20 protein-coding genes and 1 other annotated feature are annotated in these 17,014 nt (G+C 56.2%); of the genes, 4 read left to right on the top strand and 16 right to left on the bottom strand.

All coding sequences use genetic code 11. The features are described from left to right. Window positions 1-33: 33 nt before the first annotated feature. From tgt to KNP64_RS01035, 7 genes are all read right to left on the bottom strand, one after another. The gene (gene tgt, locus KNP64_RS01065) at window positions 34-1,179 is read right to left on the bottom strand and encodes a tRNA guanosine(34) transglycosylase Tgt (RefSeq protein WP_214791613.1); all 1,146 of its coding nucleotides are present in this window, start codon (window positions 1,177-1,179) and stop codon (window positions 34-36) included. Next, window positions 1,176-2,219 carry a tRNA preQ1(34) S-adenosylmethionine ribosyltransferase-isomerase QueA gene (gene queA / locus KNP64_RS01060; RefSeq protein WP_214762406.1) on the bottom strand — a complete coding sequence of 348 codons (1,044 nt, stop codon included), beginning with the start codon at window positions 2,217-2,219 and terminating at the stop codon, window positions 1,176-1,178. The genes tgt and queA overlap by 4 nt, the downstream gene beginning before the upstream one ends. 19 nt (window positions 2,220-2,238) lie before the next feature. Next, complete coding sequence (gene ruvB, locus KNP64_RS01055) at window positions 2,239-3,234, bottom strand: Holliday junction branch migration DNA helicase RuvB (protein WP_034776878.1); 996 nt, start codon at window positions 3,232-3,234, stop codon at window positions 2,239-2,241. Between the two features lie 10 nt (window positions 3,235-3,244). After that, on the bottom strand, window positions 3,245-3,832 hold the full coding sequence (gene ruvA, locus KNP64_RS01050) for a Holliday junction branch migration protein RuvA (protein ID WP_034776877.1): 588 nt from the start codon (window positions 3,830-3,832) through the stop codon (window positions 3,245-3,247). Window positions 3,833-3,915: 83 nt separating this feature from the next. Beyond that, window positions 3,916-4,995 carry a quinolinate synthase NadA gene (gene nadA, locus KNP64_RS01045; protein WP_214791615.1) on the bottom strand — a complete coding sequence of 360 codons (1,080 nt, stop codon included), beginning with the start codon at window positions 4,993-4,995 and terminating at the stop codon, window positions 3,916-3,918. Beyond that, window positions 4,958-5,827: a carboxylating nicotinate-nucleotide diphosphorylase gene (gene nadC, locus KNP64_RS01040; protein ID WP_214791617.1), complete on the bottom strand. Its 870-nt coding sequence runs from the start codon at window positions 5,825-5,827 to the stop codon at window positions 4,958-4,960. The genes nadA and nadC overlap by 38 nt, the downstream gene beginning before the upstream one ends. Next, complete coding sequence (locus tag KNP64_RS01035; protein ID WP_214791619.1) at window positions 5,781-7,214, bottom strand: L-aspartate oxidase; 1,434 nt, start codon at window positions 7,212-7,214, stop codon at window positions 5,781-5,783. The genes nadC and KNP64_RS01035 overlap by 47 nt, the downstream gene beginning before the upstream one ends. 95 nt (window positions 7,215-7,309) lie before the next feature. Between KNP64_RS01035 and KNP64_RS01030 the strand changes: the two genes are divergently transcribed. From KNP64_RS01030 to KNP64_RS01015, 4 genes are all read left to right on the top strand, one after another. Further along, window positions 7,310-8,440 carry a cysteine desulfurase family protein gene (locus tag KNP64_RS01030; RefSeq protein ID WP_251126239.1) on the top strand — a complete coding sequence of 377 codons (1,131 nt, stop codon included), beginning with the start codon at window positions 7,310-7,312 and terminating at the stop codon, window positions 8,438-8,440. Then, window positions 8,418-8,957, top strand: coding sequence for a transcription repressor NadR (locus KNP64_RS01025; protein WP_034776872.1), 540 nt, complete (start codon window positions 8,418-8,420; stop codon window positions 8,955-8,957). Before KNP64_RS01030 ends, KNP64_RS01025 begins: the two co-directional genes overlap by 23 nt. A gap of 104 nt (window positions 8,958-9,061) precedes the next feature. Beyond that, window positions 9,062-9,643 (top strand): DedA family protein, encoded by a 582-nt coding sequence (locus KNP64_RS01020; protein ID WP_138859737.1) that lies wholly within the window; start codon window positions 9,062-9,064, stop codon window positions 9,641-9,643. A gap of 126 nt (window positions 9,644-9,769) precedes the next feature. Further along, complete coding sequence (locus KNP64_RS01015) at window positions 9,770-10,546, top strand: NUDIX domain-containing protein (protein ID WP_034776870.1); 777 nt, start codon at window positions 9,770-9,772, stop codon at window positions 10,544-10,546. 44 nt (window positions 10,547-10,590) lie between these two features. Here KNP64_RS01015 and KNP64_RS01010 read toward each other — a convergent pair whose 3' ends face one another. From KNP64_RS01010 to minD, 9 genes are all read right to left on the bottom strand, one after another. After that, window positions 10,591-11,877: a hemolysin family protein gene (locus tag KNP64_RS01010; protein WP_034776869.1), complete on the bottom strand. Its 1,287-nt coding sequence runs from the start codon at window positions 11,875-11,877 to the stop codon at window positions 10,591-10,593. Window positions 11,878-11,892: 15 nt separating this feature from the next. After that, window positions 11,893-13,182 (bottom strand): GTPase ObgE, encoded by a 1,290-nt coding sequence (obgE, locus tag KNP64_RS01005; RefSeq protein WP_034776868.1) that lies wholly within the window; start codon window positions 13,180-13,182, stop codon window positions 11,893-11,895. Continuing rightward, on the bottom strand, window positions 13,183-13,461 hold the full coding sequence (locus tag KNP64_RS14800; RefSeq protein WP_251126238.1) for a hypothetical protein: 279 nt from the start codon (window positions 13,459-13,461) through the stop codon (window positions 13,183-13,185). A 39-nt stretch (window positions 13,462-13,500) separates the two neighbouring features. Then, complete coding sequence (locus KNP64_RS14795; RefSeq protein ID WP_251126237.1) at window positions 13,501-13,623, bottom strand: Spo0B domain-containing protein; 123 nt, start codon at window positions 13,621-13,623, stop codon at window positions 13,501-13,503. A 76-nt stretch (window positions 13,624-13,699) separates the two neighbouring features. After that, window positions 13,700-13,981 (bottom strand): 50S ribosomal protein L27, encoded by a 282-nt coding sequence (gene rpmA / locus KNP64_RS00995; RefSeq protein WP_016508537.1) that lies wholly within the window; start codon window positions 13,979-13,981, stop codon window positions 13,700-13,702. Window positions 13,982-13,993: 12 nt separating this feature from the next. After that, window positions 13,994-14,329, bottom strand: coding sequence for a ribosomal-processing cysteine protease Prp (locus KNP64_RS00990; protein WP_034776866.1), 336 nt, complete (start codon window positions 14,327-14,329; stop codon window positions 13,994-13,996). A gap of 3 nt (window positions 14,330-14,332) precedes the next feature. Next, window positions 14,333-14,641, bottom strand: coding sequence for a 50S ribosomal protein L21 (gene rplU / locus KNP64_RS00985; protein ID WP_015881153.1), 309 nt, complete (start codon window positions 14,639-14,641; stop codon window positions 14,333-14,335). A gap of 15 nt (window positions 14,642-14,656) precedes the next feature. Continuing rightward, window positions 14,657-14,728 (bottom strand) — a sequence feature (ribosomal protein L21 leader region). Window positions 14,729-14,783: 55 nt separating this feature from the next. Then, window positions 14,784-16,109 (bottom strand): ribonuclease E/G, encoded by a 1,326-nt coding sequence (locus tag KNP64_RS00980; protein ID WP_138859739.1) that lies wholly within the window; start codon window positions 16,107-16,109, stop codon window positions 14,784-14,786. A gap of 42 nt (window positions 16,110-16,151) precedes the next feature. Next, window positions 16,152-17,009, bottom strand: coding sequence for a septum site-determining protein MinD (gene minD / locus KNP64_RS00975; protein ID WP_051627738.1), 858 nt, complete (start codon window positions 17,007-17,009; stop codon window positions 16,152-16,154). Window positions 17,010-17,014: the final 5 nt, after the last annotated feature.

The raw sequence follows: 17,014 nt of genomic DNA, 5'->3' as shown, positions 1-17,014 counted from the left end.
GAAACGTTGTCACATAATCGCTGTCAGAACAATTTAGAAATTCTTGGCGTTTGGTTTGTTATACCCATATTCTTCGAAAAACTCTTCCTTGAAGTCCAAGAGACGGTCTTCGCGGATGGCTTGACGTACTTGACTCATCAAGTTCACGAGGAAGTGAAGGTTGTGTGTCGAACAGAGGTGAAGCCCGAACATCTCGTCGGCGCGAATCAAGTGGTGCACGTACGCGCGCGAATAGTTCTTACACGTGTAGCAATCGCACTTCTCGTCGATTGGTCCGAAATCCGTCTTATGTTTCGCATGTTTGATCGTGACGCGGCCTTTCGATGTCATAAGCGTCCCGTTGCGGGCGATCCGGGTCGGCAAGACGCAGTCGAACATGTCGATGCCGCGAATCGAGCCTTCGATCAACGCATCCGGTGAACCGACGCCCATCAAATAGCGCGGCTTGTTCTCCGGCATGAACGGTGTCGTGAACTCGAGTGCGCGGTACATGACGTCTTTCGGTTCACCGACCGATAATCCACCGACGGCATAACCTGGGAAATCAAGCGAGACGAGGTCGGCCGCACTTTGACGACGGAGATCTTCGTACTCGCCGCCTTGGATGATACCGAACAACGCCTGGTCTTCCGGACGTTCGTGTGCCGTGAGGCAACGCTCTGCCCAACGGCTCGTCCGCTCGACCGATTTCTTCATGTATTCATGCGTCGCCGGGAATGGCGGGCATTCGTCGAACGCCATCATGATATCCGAACCGAGCGCGTTTTGAATCTCCATCGCCTTCTCCGGTGACAAGAACAACTTGTCGCCGTTCAAGTGGTTGCGGAAATGGACGCCTTCTTCTTGGATGTTGCGAAGGTCGGCGAGCGAGAAGACTTGGAAGCCGCCCGAGTCCGTCAAAATCGCGCCGTCCCAGTTCATGAACTTATGAAGGCCGCCGGCTTGTTTGACGACCTCATGTCCTGGACGAATCCAAAGGTGGTACGTGTTCGAGAGGATGATGTTCGCTCCCATCGCCTTGACTTGTTCCGGGGCCATCGTCTTGACGGTCGCCTGCGTGCCGACCGGCATGAAGACAGGTGTCTCGAACGAGCCGTGCGGCGTATGGACGATTCCGTGCCGCGCTCCCGTCTGTTTACATGTGTGGATATGTTCGTATGTGACTGCGTGTTTGGTCATTTGTTCTCTTCCTTCCTCGTGATGAGCATCGCGTCCCCAAAGCTGAAGAAGCGGTAACGTTCTTGTACCGCCGTGCGGTACGCGTTCAAGATGATGTCGCGCGACGCGAACGCCGAGACGAGCATGACGAGTGTCGACTTCGGCAGATGGAAGTTCGTGATCAGCCCATCAATCGCCTTCAACTCGACGCCTGGGTAGATAAAGATGTCCGTCCAGCCCGATGACTCGACGAAATCCCCATGGTCGCGCACGATCGTCTCGAGCGTCCGGGTCGACGTCGTCCCAACGGCGAAGACGCGTCCGTTATTTGCACGGACATCGCGGAGCGCTTCAGCTGAAGCGGCCGACAGTTCGAAATACTCACTGTGCATCGTGTGCTCTTCGATCGTATCGGCCGTGACGGGGCGGAACGTACCGAGACCGACGTGGAGCGTGAGCGGGATCAGCTTGACGCCTTTCGCCTCTGCCGCTGCGAGCAGTTCTTCCGTGAAGTGGAGGCCTGCCGTCGGTGCGGCCGCACTCCCGCGTTCACGGGCATACACCGTCTGATAACGGTCTTGGTCGTCGAGCTGTTCACGGATGTATGGCGGGAGCGGCATCGTGCCGAGCTCATCTAAAATCTCATAGAAGATGCCGTCGTAATCGAACTTGAAGCGGCGTCCCCCTTCCGGCAGCTCTTCGACACATTCGGCCCGGAGCAATCCGTTGCCGAACTCGACGATGGCACCGACTCGGACTTTTTTCGCCGGTTTGACGAGCGCTTCCCAGACATCGTCTTCCGTCTGTTTGAGTAAGAGCAGTTCGACTTTCCCGCCCGTCTCCTGCTTCGCCCCGAACAATCGGGCCGGGAGCACGCGCGAGTCGTTGACGACGAGAGCGTCGCCTGCCTGCAAGTAGTCGAGCACGTCACGGAAATGACGGTGCTCGATATCGCCCGTGTCGCGGTCGAGGACGAGCAGTCGTGAGCTCGTCCGGTCAAGAAGCGGTACTTGGGCGATCAGTTCTTCCGGTAAGTCAAAATCATAGTCGTTTACGTTCAATTGAATGTCTTGCATATCGTTACTCCTCTTCATAGCCAAAATGCGTCTTTGCGTACTGGGTGATCATCCGGCCGCGCGGCGTCCGTTGCAGAAAACCTTGTTGCAACAAGTACGGCTCATACACGTCCTCGATCGTTTGGGCATCCTCCCCAATCGTCGCGGCGAGCGTCTCGAGTCCGACCGGTCCACCGCCGAACCGCTCGACCATCGCCCGTAACAGCCGATGGTCGACTTCGTCGAGCCCGAGGGCGTCGACATGCAACCGGTCGAGCGCGTCTGAAGCGAGCACCGGATCAATTTCTTTCGTTCCCGCCACTTGGGCAAAATCACGAACCCGGCGCAACAGCCGGTTGGCGATCCGCGGCGTACCGCGTGCACGTTTCGCGATGGCACCGCTCGCCTCTGGTGAGATCGACAGGCGGAACAGTTGGGCCGTCCGACTGACGATGGCGGCGAGCTCATGCGGCTCGTAGTATTCGAGCTTCAACGTCACACCGAAGCGGTCACGGAGCGGCGCCGACAACATGCCGGCCCGCGTCGTCGCGCCGACGAGCGTGAACGGCGGTAAATCGATGCGGACGCTTCGCGCCATCTCGCCTTGTCCGTAGACGATGTCGAGACAGTAGTCTTCCATCGCCGGATAGAGAATCTCTTCAATCGTGCGGCTCAAGCGATGAATCTCGTCGATGAACAGGACGTCGCCCGGTTCGAGCGTCGACAGGATTGCGGCGAGGTCACCCGGGCGTTCGATGGCTGGGCCGGCCGTCGTCTTGATGCCGACGCCCATCTCGTTGGCGATGATTTGGGCAAGCGTCGTCTTTCCGAGTCCCGGAGGACCGTAAAGGAGGACGTGGTCGAGTGTCTCGCTGCGGAGCTTCGCGGCTTGGATAAAGATCGACAAGTTGCCTTTCGCCTTCTCCTGTCCGATGTACTGCTCGAACTTTTGCGGACGCAAGCTCCACTCTTCAGAGTCTTCATATTGTTGATGGGATTGTGACAACAATCGTTCGTCCATGGTCTCCTCCTTATTTCAATAGCAATTGCAGGGCGCGCTTTATGTAAGCGTCTGTCGTCAATATTTCTGAATTCAGTTCCTTGCGGACACGGGTGATCTCACGCTCTGAATACCCGAGTGCGACGAGCGCTTCGCACGCCTCGTCGAGTTCGGAGGCCCCTTGAGCGAACAGTCCGGTATTCGGTACGTAATCCGGGGCGAGCTCGGACAGCTTGCCTTTCAAATCGAGCGCCATCTGCTTCGCCGTCTTCTTGCCGACACCCGGGAACTTCGTCAAATACTTCTCGTTCTCGGTCTCGATCGCGTCGATGAGCGCGTCCATATCGCCTGAGGCGACGATGGCGAGTGCGCCTTTCGGTCCGATGCCGTTGACGCCGAGCAGTTTATTGAACAGTTCGCGTTCCCGACGTGAGCGGAAACCGTACAGTGTCTGTTGATCTTCACGCACATAATGATGCGTAAACACGATTACATGTTCGTCTTGTTCACGATAAAAAAACGGGTTAGGCACATGTACTTTGTAGCCGACGCCCGAAACATCCAACGTTATATATTCCGCGCACACATAGGCGACGGAGCCTTTTACGAATTCAATCACGGTCATATCTCCTCTTCATGGGAAAACTGCATTCATTGTACCATAACCACCGCCACGAAAAAAGGACAGGCGATTGCCTGTCCTCAGTGCGCGAGCATCCGCTCGAGGGCGAGTGTCGCCCACTTCGTCGTCTCTAGATCGACACGGATGACGTTGACCGGATCGGTCTCGAGCGACTCGAGCGCCCAGAGCAGATGCGGCAAATCGATGCGGTTCATCGTCAAGCACGGACACATGTACGGATTGAGCGAGATGATATCGAGCTCGGGGTGCGTCGCCGTGAGACGGTTGACCAAGTTCATCTCGGTGCCGACGGCCCACTTCGTCCCCGGCGCGCTCGCTTCGATTTGCTCGATGATATATGACGTCGACCCGGCCTCGTCCGCCGCCTGAACGACGTCGAACGTGCACTCGGGATGGACGATGATGCGTCGTTCCGGGTCGTTCTTCCGTAACGCCTCAATTTGGGCGACGTTGAACTTCTCATGGACCGAGCAGTGCCCTTTCCACAGAATGACCCGCACGTCCTCGATGTCACCCTCATAGACGAGTCGTTCCCGGAGTGGGTCCCAGACGGCCATCGCCTCGAGCGGCACGCCCAAGTCATATGCCGTGTTCCGTCCGAGATGCTGGTCCGGTAAGAACAGAATCCGCTCGCCCGCCTCGAGTGCCCAACGGACGATGTCATGGGCATTGGAAGATGTGACCGTCGCGCCCCCGTTCTTGCCGACGAACGCCTTGATCGCCGCCGTCGAATTGACGTACGTGATCGGAATGATATCATCACCGAACGTATCGGTCAGCTCTTCCCAAGCGACCTCCGTCTGATCGATATCGGCCATGTCCGCCATCGAGCATCCGGCCCGCATGTCCGGCAAAATGACGAGCTGGTCGTCACGCGTCAGCATGTCGGCCGTCTCGGCCATGAAGTGGACGCCACAGAAGACGATGAACTCCGCCTCGCTCATCTGTTCGGCGAGCCGTGCGAGCTGGAGCGAATCTCCGGTCGCATCCGCGAACTGGACGACCTCGTCTTTTTGATAGTGGTGGGCCGGTAAAAACAGGCGGCTGCCGAGCCGTGCTTTGATGGCTTCAATCCGTTGTTCCATCTGTTCAATCGTCAACTCAGCGTACTGCGCTGGCATCGTTCCGAGTAATTGCATGTTTGATTCCTCCTACAAGATTTAGACTGCAATCGAGCGCCGTCACCGAATGCGTCAACTGCCCGATCGAGATGACGTCGACACCCGTACCGCGATACGTTGCGATCGTCTCGACAGTGATACCTCCTGACGCCTCCGTTTTAATATGTGGTGGTACGAGCGCACGCCACGCCTTCAGTTCTTCGGGCGCCCGGTTGTCGAACATGATGATGTCGGCGTTCGCCGCGATCGCCTCATGCAGTTGTTCGAGCGTCTCGACCTCGACTTCAATCGGCGTCGTGTGGCCGGCAAGCATCCGAGCTCGTGCGACCGCGTTCGTGATCCCGCCAAGGGCCGTGATGTGGTTGTCTTTGATCATGATGGCATCGTCGAGACGGAGCCGATGGTTCTTCCCACCACCCGAACGGACGGCATGTTTCTCAAGCATACGAAGCCCGGGCGTCGTCTTGCGGGTGTCCGTGACGGCGATCGTCGGGTCGTCGAGCCGTTCGACGCAGCGCCGCGTCATCGTCGCGATCCCGCTCAAGTGCTGGACGAGGTTCAACAGCACCCGTTCCGTCTCAAGGAGCGTCCGCGTCTTGCCTCGCAAAATAAAGAGCGTGTCACCTGCCGTGACGTTCGTGCCGTCCGGTTGGCACGATTCGACGACGAGACGTTGCAACTGCGCCAGCTCGAGGACCACGTCCATGCCGCAGAAGACGCCGTCTGCCTTGGCACTGACCGTGGCGAGCGACGTCTCGCGGTGGTCAATCAAGGCACTCGAGGCGTCCCCAAACCCGATGTCCTCATGTAAAAATGCTGTCAGCTGTTCGCGCAAGGCGATTTTGTTCATCTGAATCCTCCGTTCTTATGACGGCACTGGCCAACAGGCGTGCCGCTTTCAGACTCAACGTCTGTTCACTTAATTGTCTTGACACGTGTTTCGTCTGTGCCAGTTGTTGGGTATTTTCTAAGAAACTTACGATTTCGCCAATCTGAGGCGAGATTGTCAACCATTCCCCAATCTGTTGCCGATAGCGGCTGAACAGATCATCCGAAACATCATACACGGTCGTCTCGTTCACCGTGAACGGCTTCTCCTCCACCATCACCGCTGCCGCCACCCGCTTCCCGAACACCCAGCATTCGAGTAACGAATTTGACGCCAGTCGATTTTTCCCGTGGACGCCCGAATCGGCGACCTCACCAACCGCATATAACCCAGCGACGGTCGTCCGCCCGTCTACGTCGACGTCCACACCGCCCATATGAAAATGTAGCCCGGGCCGCACTAGGATTCGCGTCGCGTCGAGCCCATACATCCGGCACGTCTCGACGAGTTTCGGGAACCGTTCATCAATTCGCTCGACGCGACTCGTATCCAAGTAGACGGTGCCGTCATGACGCGTGAGTGACCGAGCGACCTCGTCCCTAGGGGCGAGGCTTCCGAGTGGATGGTGAGCCATCACGTGACGTCCTGACGCATCGACGAGCGTCGCGCCTGCTCCTCTTAACGCTTCCGTGACGAGGTGGGGCGAATCGACCGCGAGTAACGTCGGGTGGAATTGGATACGAGACAAGTTCTTGAGTCTCGCCCCGACCTCGTCCGCCAAGACGAGCCCGTCCCCCGTGACCGAGCGACAATTCGACGTCCAATCGATGAGTCCACCGATTCCCCCGGTCGCCAAGACGACGGCTCCGGCCTGGACGTGAAGACGTGTCTTTCCGTTGAATCCGGTCGCCCCGGTCACGCGGTCGTCGGTCTTCACCAACGAATCGATCAATACGTGTTCCATGACGGTCACGTTATCCGGCAATTGACGACGAAGCGTAGCCATCACGTGCCGTCCGGTCTCGTCCCCGCCGACGTGAAAGATTCGATTCATGCCATGCGCCCCTTCACGTCCGACGGCGTACTCAGCACCCTCCCGGTCGAAGACGACACCGAAGCGCTCCAAATCGCGGATCGCGCTCCGTCCTTCTTCGACGAGTGTATAGACACGGTCGGGCACGGCTGCGAGTTTCGAGGCGACGAGCGTATCCCGCTCATGGTCGACACTCGATGGCTCCAAATACGAGCTCGCGATCCCGCCTTGGGCCAGATCTGAGTTCGCGCTTGTCACTTCGTGCTTGGAGACGACAAGGACGTTCAATGAATGAGGCAAATGGAGTGCCACCGTCACGGCGGCCAAGCCAGCCCCAACGATCAACACATCGACCCGTTCAAACTGTAAAGACATCTGTATATCACCTGTTTTTCATATGTAATGTTGACTTGTAAACTAGTTTCGCATAATTTTGTGAAGAAGACAACATGAGAAAAGGGGAACTTACGATGAACCGTTACTTTGATTATGCGGCGACGCACCCGATGACAAAATCCGCTCTCGACCATTACGTGGCCATGGCACGAAGCGTATACGGTAACCCGTCTTCCCTCCACACGCACGGCTATATGGCGGAAGATTACTTGACCGAATCCCGACGTCTGTTGAAGCAGGCGCTCGGGCTCGACATGCTCCGCGGCAAGCTCCTCTTCACCGGAAGCGGCTCCGAGAGCAACTATATCGCCCTCACGAGTCTCCGGAAGCGCATGAAAGGCAGTGAAGTCATCACGTCGTGGCAAGAACACGACTCGGTCGCGCTTCTGCTTGACGAGTGGGAAGCCGAAGGGCTCACCGTCCACCGCTTGAAGCTGAAGGACGGACGGTTCGACCACGAGACGTTCACGCATCTGCTCGACCGGGATATCGGGCTCGTCACGTTCCAACACGTCAACTCGGACACCGGATGGACGCTCCCGCTCCACAACATCCTCTGCCAGTTGAAATATAAGAAAGTGTTGTTCCACGTCGACGGCGTCCAGGCGCTCGGCAAGATCCCGGTCTCCGTCGACGGGATTGACGCCTATTCGTTCAGCGCCCATAAAGTCGGGGGGCCGAAAGGCGTCGGCGGCCTCTATATGGAACGGCTGTTGCCCCCGCCCTATTATCCGGGACACCATCAATACGGCATCCGTCCCGGCACCATCGACGTGCCCGGCATCTGCGCTTTCGTCAAAGCGTTCACCGACCATCACGAGCAACGGACACGTCATGAAAGAAATTTCTTGGCGTTTCGTGCTATCTTGAAAGAGAAGACATCGTCTTACGTGGATTGGCTCGAGTTCGACCAGCAGAGCCCCGCCATCTTCTCGTTCGTCTCGAAACAGCGGGACGGGCAATGGTGGATGACCGAACTCGACGGGCTCGGGTTCCAAGTGTCGGCAGGGTCGGCCTGTCGGGCCGGCCAGAACGGACCGAACCGGATGCTCGAGTCGCTCGGCTATGAGACGAGCGCCTGTCACGGACTCGTCCGCATTTCTTTCGGCGAAGACACGACCATCGAGGCCACGACGGCACTCGCCGAAGCCATCGTCACTTTAGCAAGGAGAGTTGGATCTTATGAACAAACGCTTAGCCGGTGAAGAACGCCGGCGCACGTTACTGGAAATGATTGAACAGAGTTCCGAGCCGATCACAGGCTCCGAGCTCGCCCGCCGCGTCGCCGTCAGCCGACAAGTCGTCGTCCAAGACTTGTCGCTCTTGAAGGCGAAGGGCCATCAGATCGTCGCGACCGCCCGCGGGTACGTCTATCTACCAGGTGAGGCGTCACCGTCCGCCTATACCCGTAAAATCGTCTGTCGCCACGAGGCCGAGGACATGGAAGCGGAGATGAACGCCATCGTCGACGAGGGCGTCACGATTCGCGACGTCATCATCGACCATCCGGTCTACGGTTCATTGACGGGGCAATTGATGGTGAAGAGCCGTCGCGACGTCCGTGCTTTCCTCGAACGGGTCGAGGCGAACCAAGCCGCCCCGCTGTCGCATTTGACGGGTGGTCTCCACATTCATACGCTCGAGGCCGATAGTGAAGACGCCATCGATGCCGCCGTCTCAGAACTTGAACGGCTCGGCGTCCTCGTCTCCGAGCTCGACTAAGATGTCACAAATACGTGACATCTTTTCTTTTGCTTTCGACTCATGTTCGTTATACTGATGGATGGAATGCATCCTGTACAAAATTTGGAAAGGGGGAAACGGTCATGTGGCACTTTCTCGAGCAACTGTTGCTCGGGTGTGGCGTTTTTAGCGTCCCGCTCGGCATCTTCATCCAACTCATCCCGAACGAGCTCGTGCTCGCCTACGGCGGCTACCTGACCGGATCTCTCGACACCTCGTTCCTGTTCGTCTTCCTGCTCGCCTGGGCGGCGTTCGTCATCAGTCAAATCGTCTTATATGGGATTGGCCGCTACGGAGGACGCCCTGTCGCCCTTCGCCTCTATCGGTCGTTCCGCATCAGCGAGGCGAAGCAACGCCGGGCCGAGACTTGGTTCGAGACGTACGGCGCTTGGATCGTCTGTCTGAGCGTCATTTGGCGCCAACTGTTCGCCGTCAGCGCCGGGGTCATGCGGTTATCGTTCCGGAAGTTTTTGACGGTGACCGTCCTCATCTTCGCCGTTTGGTCGTTCATCTTCGTCAAACTCGGGATGATGCTCGGCGACAATTGGCGTCACATCGGTGAAGTCACACACGGGTTCTTGCCGTACGTCGGCATCGGCATCGGGCTGTTCTTTCTCATCCGCTATATCCGTGCGAATCCGCGCCTATTCAAAAAGTCAGCCTGAGCAGATGCGCTCGAGCTGACTTTTTTTGATATAGAGGGAAAACGGATCGTGATGACGAATATAGAGTTATGAGGAAAGCGTTTTTTTCTCGGAATAGAGACAGCCACCTTCAAAGGAGGAATTACCATGTTCCATCGTCGAAAAACGTACACCATCCGTCCTGAGCGCTTAGACGAATTCACCGAATTTTTCCATACATACCTGTATCCGATTCAGGTATCGCACGGCGCACGGCTCGTCGGTCGTTGGGTGACCGAAGACAAGAGCGAGGTCATGGCCCTGTGGGAATACCGCGACCGCGAGCACTACGAGCAAGTCGAACGCGATTACCGTTCGAGCGGCTTGCGCCGCGAGGCGATGAAGAAGCGGGCCCGTCTCGGCAAAGATTTATATATCAAATCGAGTGAGGAGTTCATGATGCCGACCGGTCACTATACGCCACCGCGCACGATCGTCTCCGTGACCGCCTATGTCACGAACGAGGCCGGTGAAGTGTTGCTCGTTCAAAACACGCACCGGAGCGACACGTATGAGATGCCGGGCGGACAAGTCGAGGAGCATGAATCGATCGTCGACGCCGTGCATCGTGAAGTGAAAGAAGAGACCGGTGTCGATATTGAAGTCGAAGGCATCACCGGTATTTATCAAAACGTCTCCTCGCGCGTGCTCTGCGTCACGTTCCGTGCCCGCTACGTCTCCGGCGACCTGCAACCGCAGGAAGGCGAGACGCAAGAAGTCGGCTTCTTCAAGGTCGATGCGTCGAACGTCGGCGACTACATCAAACGTGAGCACTTCCAAATGCGTCTCGTTGATGCGATCGACCCGACGTATATGCCGCACGCCATCTATAAAGTTCGACCATACGAGCTGCTCGAACGCGTCGAGCGCCATCATACCGTCTAAACAAAAGGAGGGACCGCCAGTTGGCGGCCCCTCCTTCAGTTCGTTTACGCTTGTTCGACCGGTTCGGATTGACCCGTCTCGACGAGCAATTTGCGAATCCGACGCTTTTCGACGTGGAGAACGGTGAACGTCATGTCATCGTACGTGACACGCGCACCTTTCTCTGGAATGTCTCCTAATAGTTCGACGATCCAACCACCCATCGTGTTGGCATCTACTTCAGGTTCTTTAATTCCCATCTCATCAGCGAACTCATCGACATCCATGTCGGCCATACACTCGTAGACGCCGTCACGGAGTCGTCTCAAATAGACGATCGATTCGTCGTGCTCGTCCCAAATGTCTCCGACGAGCTCCTCGAGCATATCTTCGAGTGTGATCAGACCGGCCGTCCCGCCGAATTCGTCGAGGACGACGGCCATGTGCGATTGTTTTTGCTGGAGTACAGGAAGCAGCTCAATCAATTTTGTCTGCGGCGATACGTACGTGAGCGGACGAATGAGCGAACGGACGTCCGTCACTTCATCACGCATCATCGAACGAAGGAAATCACGCTCTGACAACACCCCGATGACGTTGTCAATCGAGTCTTTATACACCGGCAGACGAGAATGTCCACCGCTAAAGATCGTGTCTTTGATCTCTTCAAGCGTATCGTCAATGTCGACGGCGAGGATATCGATCCGCGGCGTCAACACATCGTCGACGGTAATGTCGTTGAAGGCGAAGGCGCTATGCACGAGTTCCGCTTCGGTCTCGCCGAGCACCCCTTCTTCTTCTCCCATATCGACGAGCACTTTCAACTCTTCTTCCGTCACCGACGGCTCTTTGTCGTTCATCCCAATCATGCGGAGCACCAACTTCTTCAACCCGGTAAAGATCATCGTCACCGGTTTCAAGACTTTGACGAGGAACAACAAAATGCCGCTGATGAGAAGCGAATACTTCTCCGCGAACTCTTTCGCGAGCGACTTCGGTAAAATCTCACCGAAAATCAAGATGACAATCGTCGTCGCGAACGTCGAGATGACGAGTCCGGCCCCACCCGAATAAATACTCGTGGCGATGGCCGTCGATACCGTCGCGGCACCGATGTTGACGATGTTGTTCCCGACAAGGATCGTCGAGAGCGTGTCATCGAAGCGGTCGACGAGGTGGAGGACGCGCTTGGCGCCCTTGTCCCCGTCTTCACTCATACGAATCATCCGGACGCGGTTCACACTCGAGAGCGCGGTCTCGGCAGAAGAGAAAAAGGCTGACAACATAACTAAAACTGCATAAAGAATTAAACTAGACGAGGGCACAGGGTCCACGTTTACTTCACACTCCATTTCATTAATAAAAGATTATTCGACAAATTCGAATTCAAAGTCCAAGATGGCGACGACGCTGCCGTCTTCGGCACCCAACTTGCGAAGGTCGTCATCGACGCCCATTTGACGCATTTGACGCGCGAAGCGTTTGATCGACTCGTCGTGATCGAAGTTCGTCATCTTGAAGAGCTTCTCGATGCGCGGCCCCGTGATCACGAAGCGTTCGTATTCATCGACATGAATCTGATACCCTTTCTCTTCCTTCTCGTAACGATAAACGACACGTGGTGTGGCCGTCTTCTCTTCGAGCTCTTCGAGTGGGAACTCAGGTGTCGAGTCCACGAGATTAGCTACTTCGATGAGCAGGTTGCGGAGTCCTTCTTTGGCGAGTGCCGAGATCGGGAAGACTTTGACGTCGTCTCCGATTTTCTTTTGGAACTCTTCCAATAATTCCGGCGCATCCGGCATGTCCATCTTGTTGGCGACAACGATTTGCGGACGCTCGAGGAGGCGTAAGTTATACGACTCGAGTTCGCGGTTGATTGTCGTGTAGTCTTCGAACGGGTCGCGCCCTTCCATGCCACTCATATCGATCATGTGGACGATGACTTTCGTCCGCTCGATGTGACGCAAGAATTGGTGACCGAGGCCGACGCCTTGGCTCGCCCCTTCGATGAGTCCAGGAAGGTCGGCCATGACGAAGTCACGGTCGTCTGCCGTCTTGACGACACCGAGGTTCGGTGTGATCGTCGTGAAGTGATACGCGCCGATTTTCGGGCGTGCCGACGAGACGACCGACAAGAGCGTCGATTTCCCGACTGACGGGAATCCGACAAGACCGACGTCGGCGAGCAATTTCAACTCAAGACGCAATTCGCGCTCTTGACCTGGCTCCCCGTTCTCGGCGATCTCTGGTGCCGGGTTGGCTGGCGTCGCAAAACGACAGTTCCCGCGGCCACCGCGGCCACCTTTGGCGATTGTGGCCCGTTGGCCGTGCTCGGTAAGGTCGGCGATGACCGTATCGGTCGATGCATCAAATACGATCGTACCTGGTGGGACTTTGACGACGAGCGGCTTCGCTTTTCGTCCGTGCATGCCTTTCGACATCCCTTTTTCACCGTCATGGGCGATGAACTTTTTCGAGAAGCGGAAATCTACGAGCGTGCGCAATCCTTCTTCTACTTCGAATACGACGTCACCACCGTGACCGCCGTCTCCTCCTGCTGGTCCACCGTCTGGAACATACTTCTCGCGGCGGAACGCGACCATCCCTTTACCGCCGTCTCCAGCTTTTACAAAAATATTAACCTGATCGACAAACATTTAATTCCCCTCCTTTATAACGAACGTAGAACATTCTACTGTCTGCTCGTACACTTCGTCTGACGTGAACACGTCGTCCGGCACATGACCGAAGACGCGGACCATCAGTCCGTCCGTGAACGTCACATGAATCGGTCCATCCGTTCCTGACAGAAGACGGACAAGTTTGTCCGCCACACGCGCGTCGTCGAGCGACACACGGTCGGCCGATACCTTGTAGGTCAACCGTCCTTCCCAATTCGCTTGTATGATGACGAGACTCGTCATCGGCAAATCCAAACGAACGAGCGCACTCTCCTCGTCGGCGTGCTGACGATATCACTCGTACAGCTCCTCGAGTTTTTCAGGCTCGAGCGCCGCATACAAGGAGATCATCTGAAGCCGATTCATCCATTCGTGACGGACGGTCGATAATAGTTTCAGTGCTGCCTGTGAGTTCATGCAATCCTCTCCTAGGTAAAACTAGTAAAAAAGACTCTAACCAAATAAGTGGCTAGAGTCTTCTGCGTGGTTCTACTTACGCAACTGGGTAAACGCTCACTTGTTTCTTGTCGCGACCAAGACGCTCGAAGCGTACTACGCCGTCAACTTTAGCAAACAATGTGTCGTCGCCACCACGGCCTACGTTTTCACCTGGGTGAATTTTCGTACCGCGTTGACGGTAGAGAATCGATCCAGCTGAAACCGTTTGTCCGTCAGCGCGTTTAGCGCCGAGGCGTTTCGAAATCGAGTCACGACCGTTTTTAGTCGATCCTACTCCCTTTTTCGATGCGAAGAACTGAAGGTTCAATTGTAACATGAGGTCCACCTCCTATTGTTCAATTTGGATATAATCACCGTAACTCTGGGCGATCGTGTCTAGTTGCACGAGCATCCCTTCTAATAACAATTGGGTGCGAGTCATATCCTCCGGTGATAGGTCAGGATACGTCTCGACATAAAAGTAGCCACCCTCTGTTTTGTCTGCCATTTCTACAAGAAGCGACTGACCGGCGAGTACCTCGACAGCGTTGTATGCCCCAAAGATGATGGCAGAAACGCCGGCACATACCAAGTCAGAACCGGGTTCGGCAAAGTTGGCGTGACCTGTCACTTCGACGGAACGAATCGACTTCGTCTCGTCTCGTCTGACCGTTACTCGAATCATAGCTTACGCTTCGATTTTCTCGATGCGAACTTTCGTGTAAGGCTGACGGTGACCTTGCTTACGACGGTAGTTTTTCTTAGCTTTCATTTTGAAGACAGTGATCTTCTTAGCGCGGCCGTGTTTTACCACAGTACCGACAACTTTAGCGCCCTCTACGAGTGGAGCTCCGACTTTAACATCGTCACCACCAACGAAAAGAACTTCACCGAATTCTACAGTACCCTCGACATCAGCATCGAGTTTTTCGATGTAGATCTCTTGACCTGCTTCAACTTTGATTTGCTTACCACCAGTTTTGATGATTGCGTACATATACGTGCACCTCCTTATTAAACTCAGACTCGCCATCCAGGGCAGGGCGAAACCGTTTCAACCCGTTCTGTGCGGTTGTAGCCATTTGGGTGCTTCCAAACGAACTAACGTTATAGATAATACCACTCTCGTTTCATCGTTGTCAATGACGAGATACGAAATTCTGACATTCCTCGAGCGTCCCGTAGAACGCCACATCCGGTTCTCCCTCGACGAGGAGGACCGTGCAGGCAAACCCATCCCACGACGCGTCGTGCCACTTGCCCGGGAGCGTCAAGACGACCGCTTCGACTTCCGGCGCGAGCTCCATCAAAGCACGTTCAATCCGAGAGAAGACGGCGAGCTTCGACGGTTTCCCGTCGTGCGTCATCCGGTCTTGAATCGAACGTCCCGTGCGTTCCCGGGACAGCTCGAACAAGCCCATACGCGTGAAACCGTACACTTCGACGCGGCGTGGATCACGGGCGCCCAGCTCTTTCATCTTTTTCAAGAGCCGGGCCTGCCCGTCTTTTGACCCGCGTAAGAAGTCGATGACGACCATGCCGCCGATATTGCGCAGCCGGAGCTGCTCCATGACCGCGTAGAGCGCGGCCTCGTTGATTGTGTCGGCCGCCCGTCCCTTGTCTTTGACGGCGACGTTCTTGCCGCTGTTGACGTCGATGACGGTCATCGTCTCAACTTGTTCGACCAAGACGTAAGAACCACCTTCAAGCCAGACGACGCGCTGTCCGAGCTTTTCAATCGCCCCGTCGAGCCGGGCCGCTTCTTTCATCCGACCTTTGCCGACATGGCGTTCGACGTTGACCTCGAGCCGTGATAACCGCTCTTGTGCTTCCTTGTCGTTCAACATGACCGACTCGACCGCATGGCGGCGCACGAACTGTTCACACAGCAGCTCATCCTGCCCGCGTCGTGCCGTCACGACGTCCGCGGCTCGACGCCGAAGCAAGGCAAGTTCTTCTTGAAGGACGTCCGGGCTAGCTTGCCCTGACTCCGTCCGAAACAAGACACCTTCCGCTTCTTCGAGCTCGAACACTTTCGATAACCGGTCCTGGGTGACGAGGTCGAGCTTCCGGCTATACAGCTTACGCCGACCGTATGGGAAGTAGACGATGTAGCGTCCGCCGAAGCGGATGTTCTCCGTCACTTTATGATGTTTGCCATTGATGCCTTCTTTCGTCACTTGGACGAGGCGTTTGTCACCGACGACGGCCGCCTGGCCGATGCCTGGCACGTTCGGATACGCCTCGAGCGCTTTGAGCGTCTCGGCAATCGGCAGGAAGAACGTCGTCTCGCCGGTCGTCAAAAACGCGGCGCCGAGCGACGGGTGAATCCGTTCGATTGCGGCCTCGAGAATCGTCCCGACCGACAGTTGGTCGATGAAGCGTTCCTCGACCTCGAGGAGACGTTCCCCATCGACGAGCATGGCCCGTTCGATGGACGGGGTCCGTTCATAGATCAATCGCACACGTATCTCTCCTTTCGACACAAAAAGGCAACTTTCGTTGCCTTAGGCTTTTTTCATTCCAAACTTCATCATGAGCCGCGTCCAGAAGCCGACCGGTTTTTGTTCGGTTTGAATCGACATGAGCGGCACCGACTCGCCGAGAATGCGGCGCGTGATGTTGCGGTACGCTTGTCCGGCGTTATTGTCCGGGTTCATCGTGACCGGCACTCCGCGGTTCGCAGCGGCGATGACTTCTTCATCGTCGACGACGACGCCGAGCAAGTCGATCGACAAGATACGCATGATGTCATCGATGTCGAGCATGTCGCCTGATTCGACGAGGTGGTTCTTGACGCGGTTGACGATCAGTTTCGGTGCCGCGACGTGTTCCGCTTGCTCGAGCATGCCGATGATGCGGTCCGCGTCTTGAACGGCAGCCTTCTCAGGCGTCGTCACGACGACAGCCTCGTCGGCGCCGGCGATGGCGTTCATGAAACCTTGCTCGATACCGGCCGGGCAGTCGATCAACACGAAGTCGTATTCGGTCTTCAACTGGTCGATGATCTCTTTCACTTGCTCCGGTTGGACCGATGTCTTGTCTTTCGACTGGGCCGCAGGCAAGAGATACATCTCTTCGAACCGCTTGTCACGGACGAGCGCCTGATGCAGCTTGCACTGCCCGTTGATGACGTCAACGAGGTTATAAATGCTCCGGTTGTCGAGTCCTAAGATGATATCCAAGTTCCGTAGACCGATATCCGTATCGACGAGACAGACCGAGTGGCCAGACAATGCGAGGCCCGTCCCGAGGTTCGCGGTCGTGGTCGTCTTCCCGACGCCACCTTTCCCCGACGTCACGACGATGGCCCGACCTTTCTTCACTTCTTTAGCTGTATGTACAGGCTCTACTACTTGCTCCATCAAAC

The organism is Exiguobacterium sp. s64 (assembly GCF_018618035.1).
GTDB classification, from domain to species: Bacteria; Bacillota; Bacilli; order Exiguobacteriales; family Exiguobacteriaceae; genus Exiguobacterium; species Exiguobacterium mexicanum_A.
Note: the sequence above shows the minus strand (reverse complement) of the source record. Positions and strands in the feature narration are given on the sequence as shown.

Bases quoted from the DNA above. Each gene is read 5' to 3' on its own strand.
- tgt (WP_214791613.1), bottom strand. From the start codon at position 1,179: ATGACCAAACACGCAGTCACATACGAACATATCCACACATGTAAACAG.
- ruvB (WP_034776878.1), bottom strand. From the start codon at position 3,234: ATGGACGAACGATTGTTGTCACAATCCCATCAACAATATGAAGACTCT.
- nadA (WP_214791615.1), bottom strand. From the start codon at position 4,995: ATGCAATTACTCGGAACGATGCCAGCGCAGTACGCTGAGTTGACGATT.
- nadC (WP_214791617.1), bottom strand. From the start codon at position 5,827: ATGAACAAAATCGCCTTGCGCGAACAGCTGACAGCATTTTTACATGAG.
- KNP64_RS01035 (WP_214791619.1), bottom strand. From the start codon at position 7,214: ATGTCTTTACAGTTTGAACGGGTCGATGTGTTGATCGTTGGGGCTGGC.
- KNP64_RS01030 (WP_251126239.1), top strand. From the start codon at position 7,310: ATGAACCGTTACTTTGATTATGCGGCGACGCACCCGATGACAAAATCC.
- KNP64_RS01025 (WP_034776872.1), top strand. From the start codon at position 8,418: ATGAACAAACGCTTAGCCGGTGAAGAACGCCGGCGCACGTTACTGGAA.
- KNP64_RS01020 (WP_138859737.1), top strand. From the start codon at position 9,062: ATGTGGCACTTTCTCGAGCAACTGTTGCTCGGGTGTGGCGTTTTTAGC.
- KNP64_RS01015 (WP_034776870.1), top strand. From the start codon at position 9,770: ATGTTCCATCGTCGAAAAACGTACACCATCCGTCCTGAGCGCTTAGAC.
- KNP64_RS01010 (WP_034776869.1), bottom strand. From the start codon at position 11,877: ATGGAGTGTGAAGTAAACGTGGACCCTGTGCCCTCGTCTAGTTTAATT.
- obgE (WP_034776868.1), bottom strand. From the start codon at position 13,182: ATGTTTGTCGATCAGGTTAATATTTTTGTAAAAGCTGGAGACGGCGGT.
- KNP64_RS14795 (WP_251126237.1), bottom strand. From the start codon at position 13,623: ATGAACTCACAGGCAGCACTGAAACTATTATCGACCGTCCGTCACGAA.
- rpmA (WP_016508537.1), bottom strand. From the start codon at position 13,981: ATGTTACAATTGAACCTTCAGTTCTTCGCATCGAAAAAGGGAGTAGGA.
- KNP64_RS00990 (WP_034776866.1), bottom strand. From the start codon at position 14,329: ATGATTCGAGTAACGGTCAGACGAGACGAGACGAAGTCGATTCGTTCC.
- rplU (WP_015881153.1), bottom strand. From the start codon at position 14,641: ATGTACGCAATCATCAAAACTGGTGGTAAGCAAATCAAAGTTGAAGCA.
- minD (WP_051627738.1), bottom strand. From the start codon at position 17,009: ATGGAGCAAGTAGTAGAGCCTGTACATACAGCTAAAGAAGTGAAGAAA.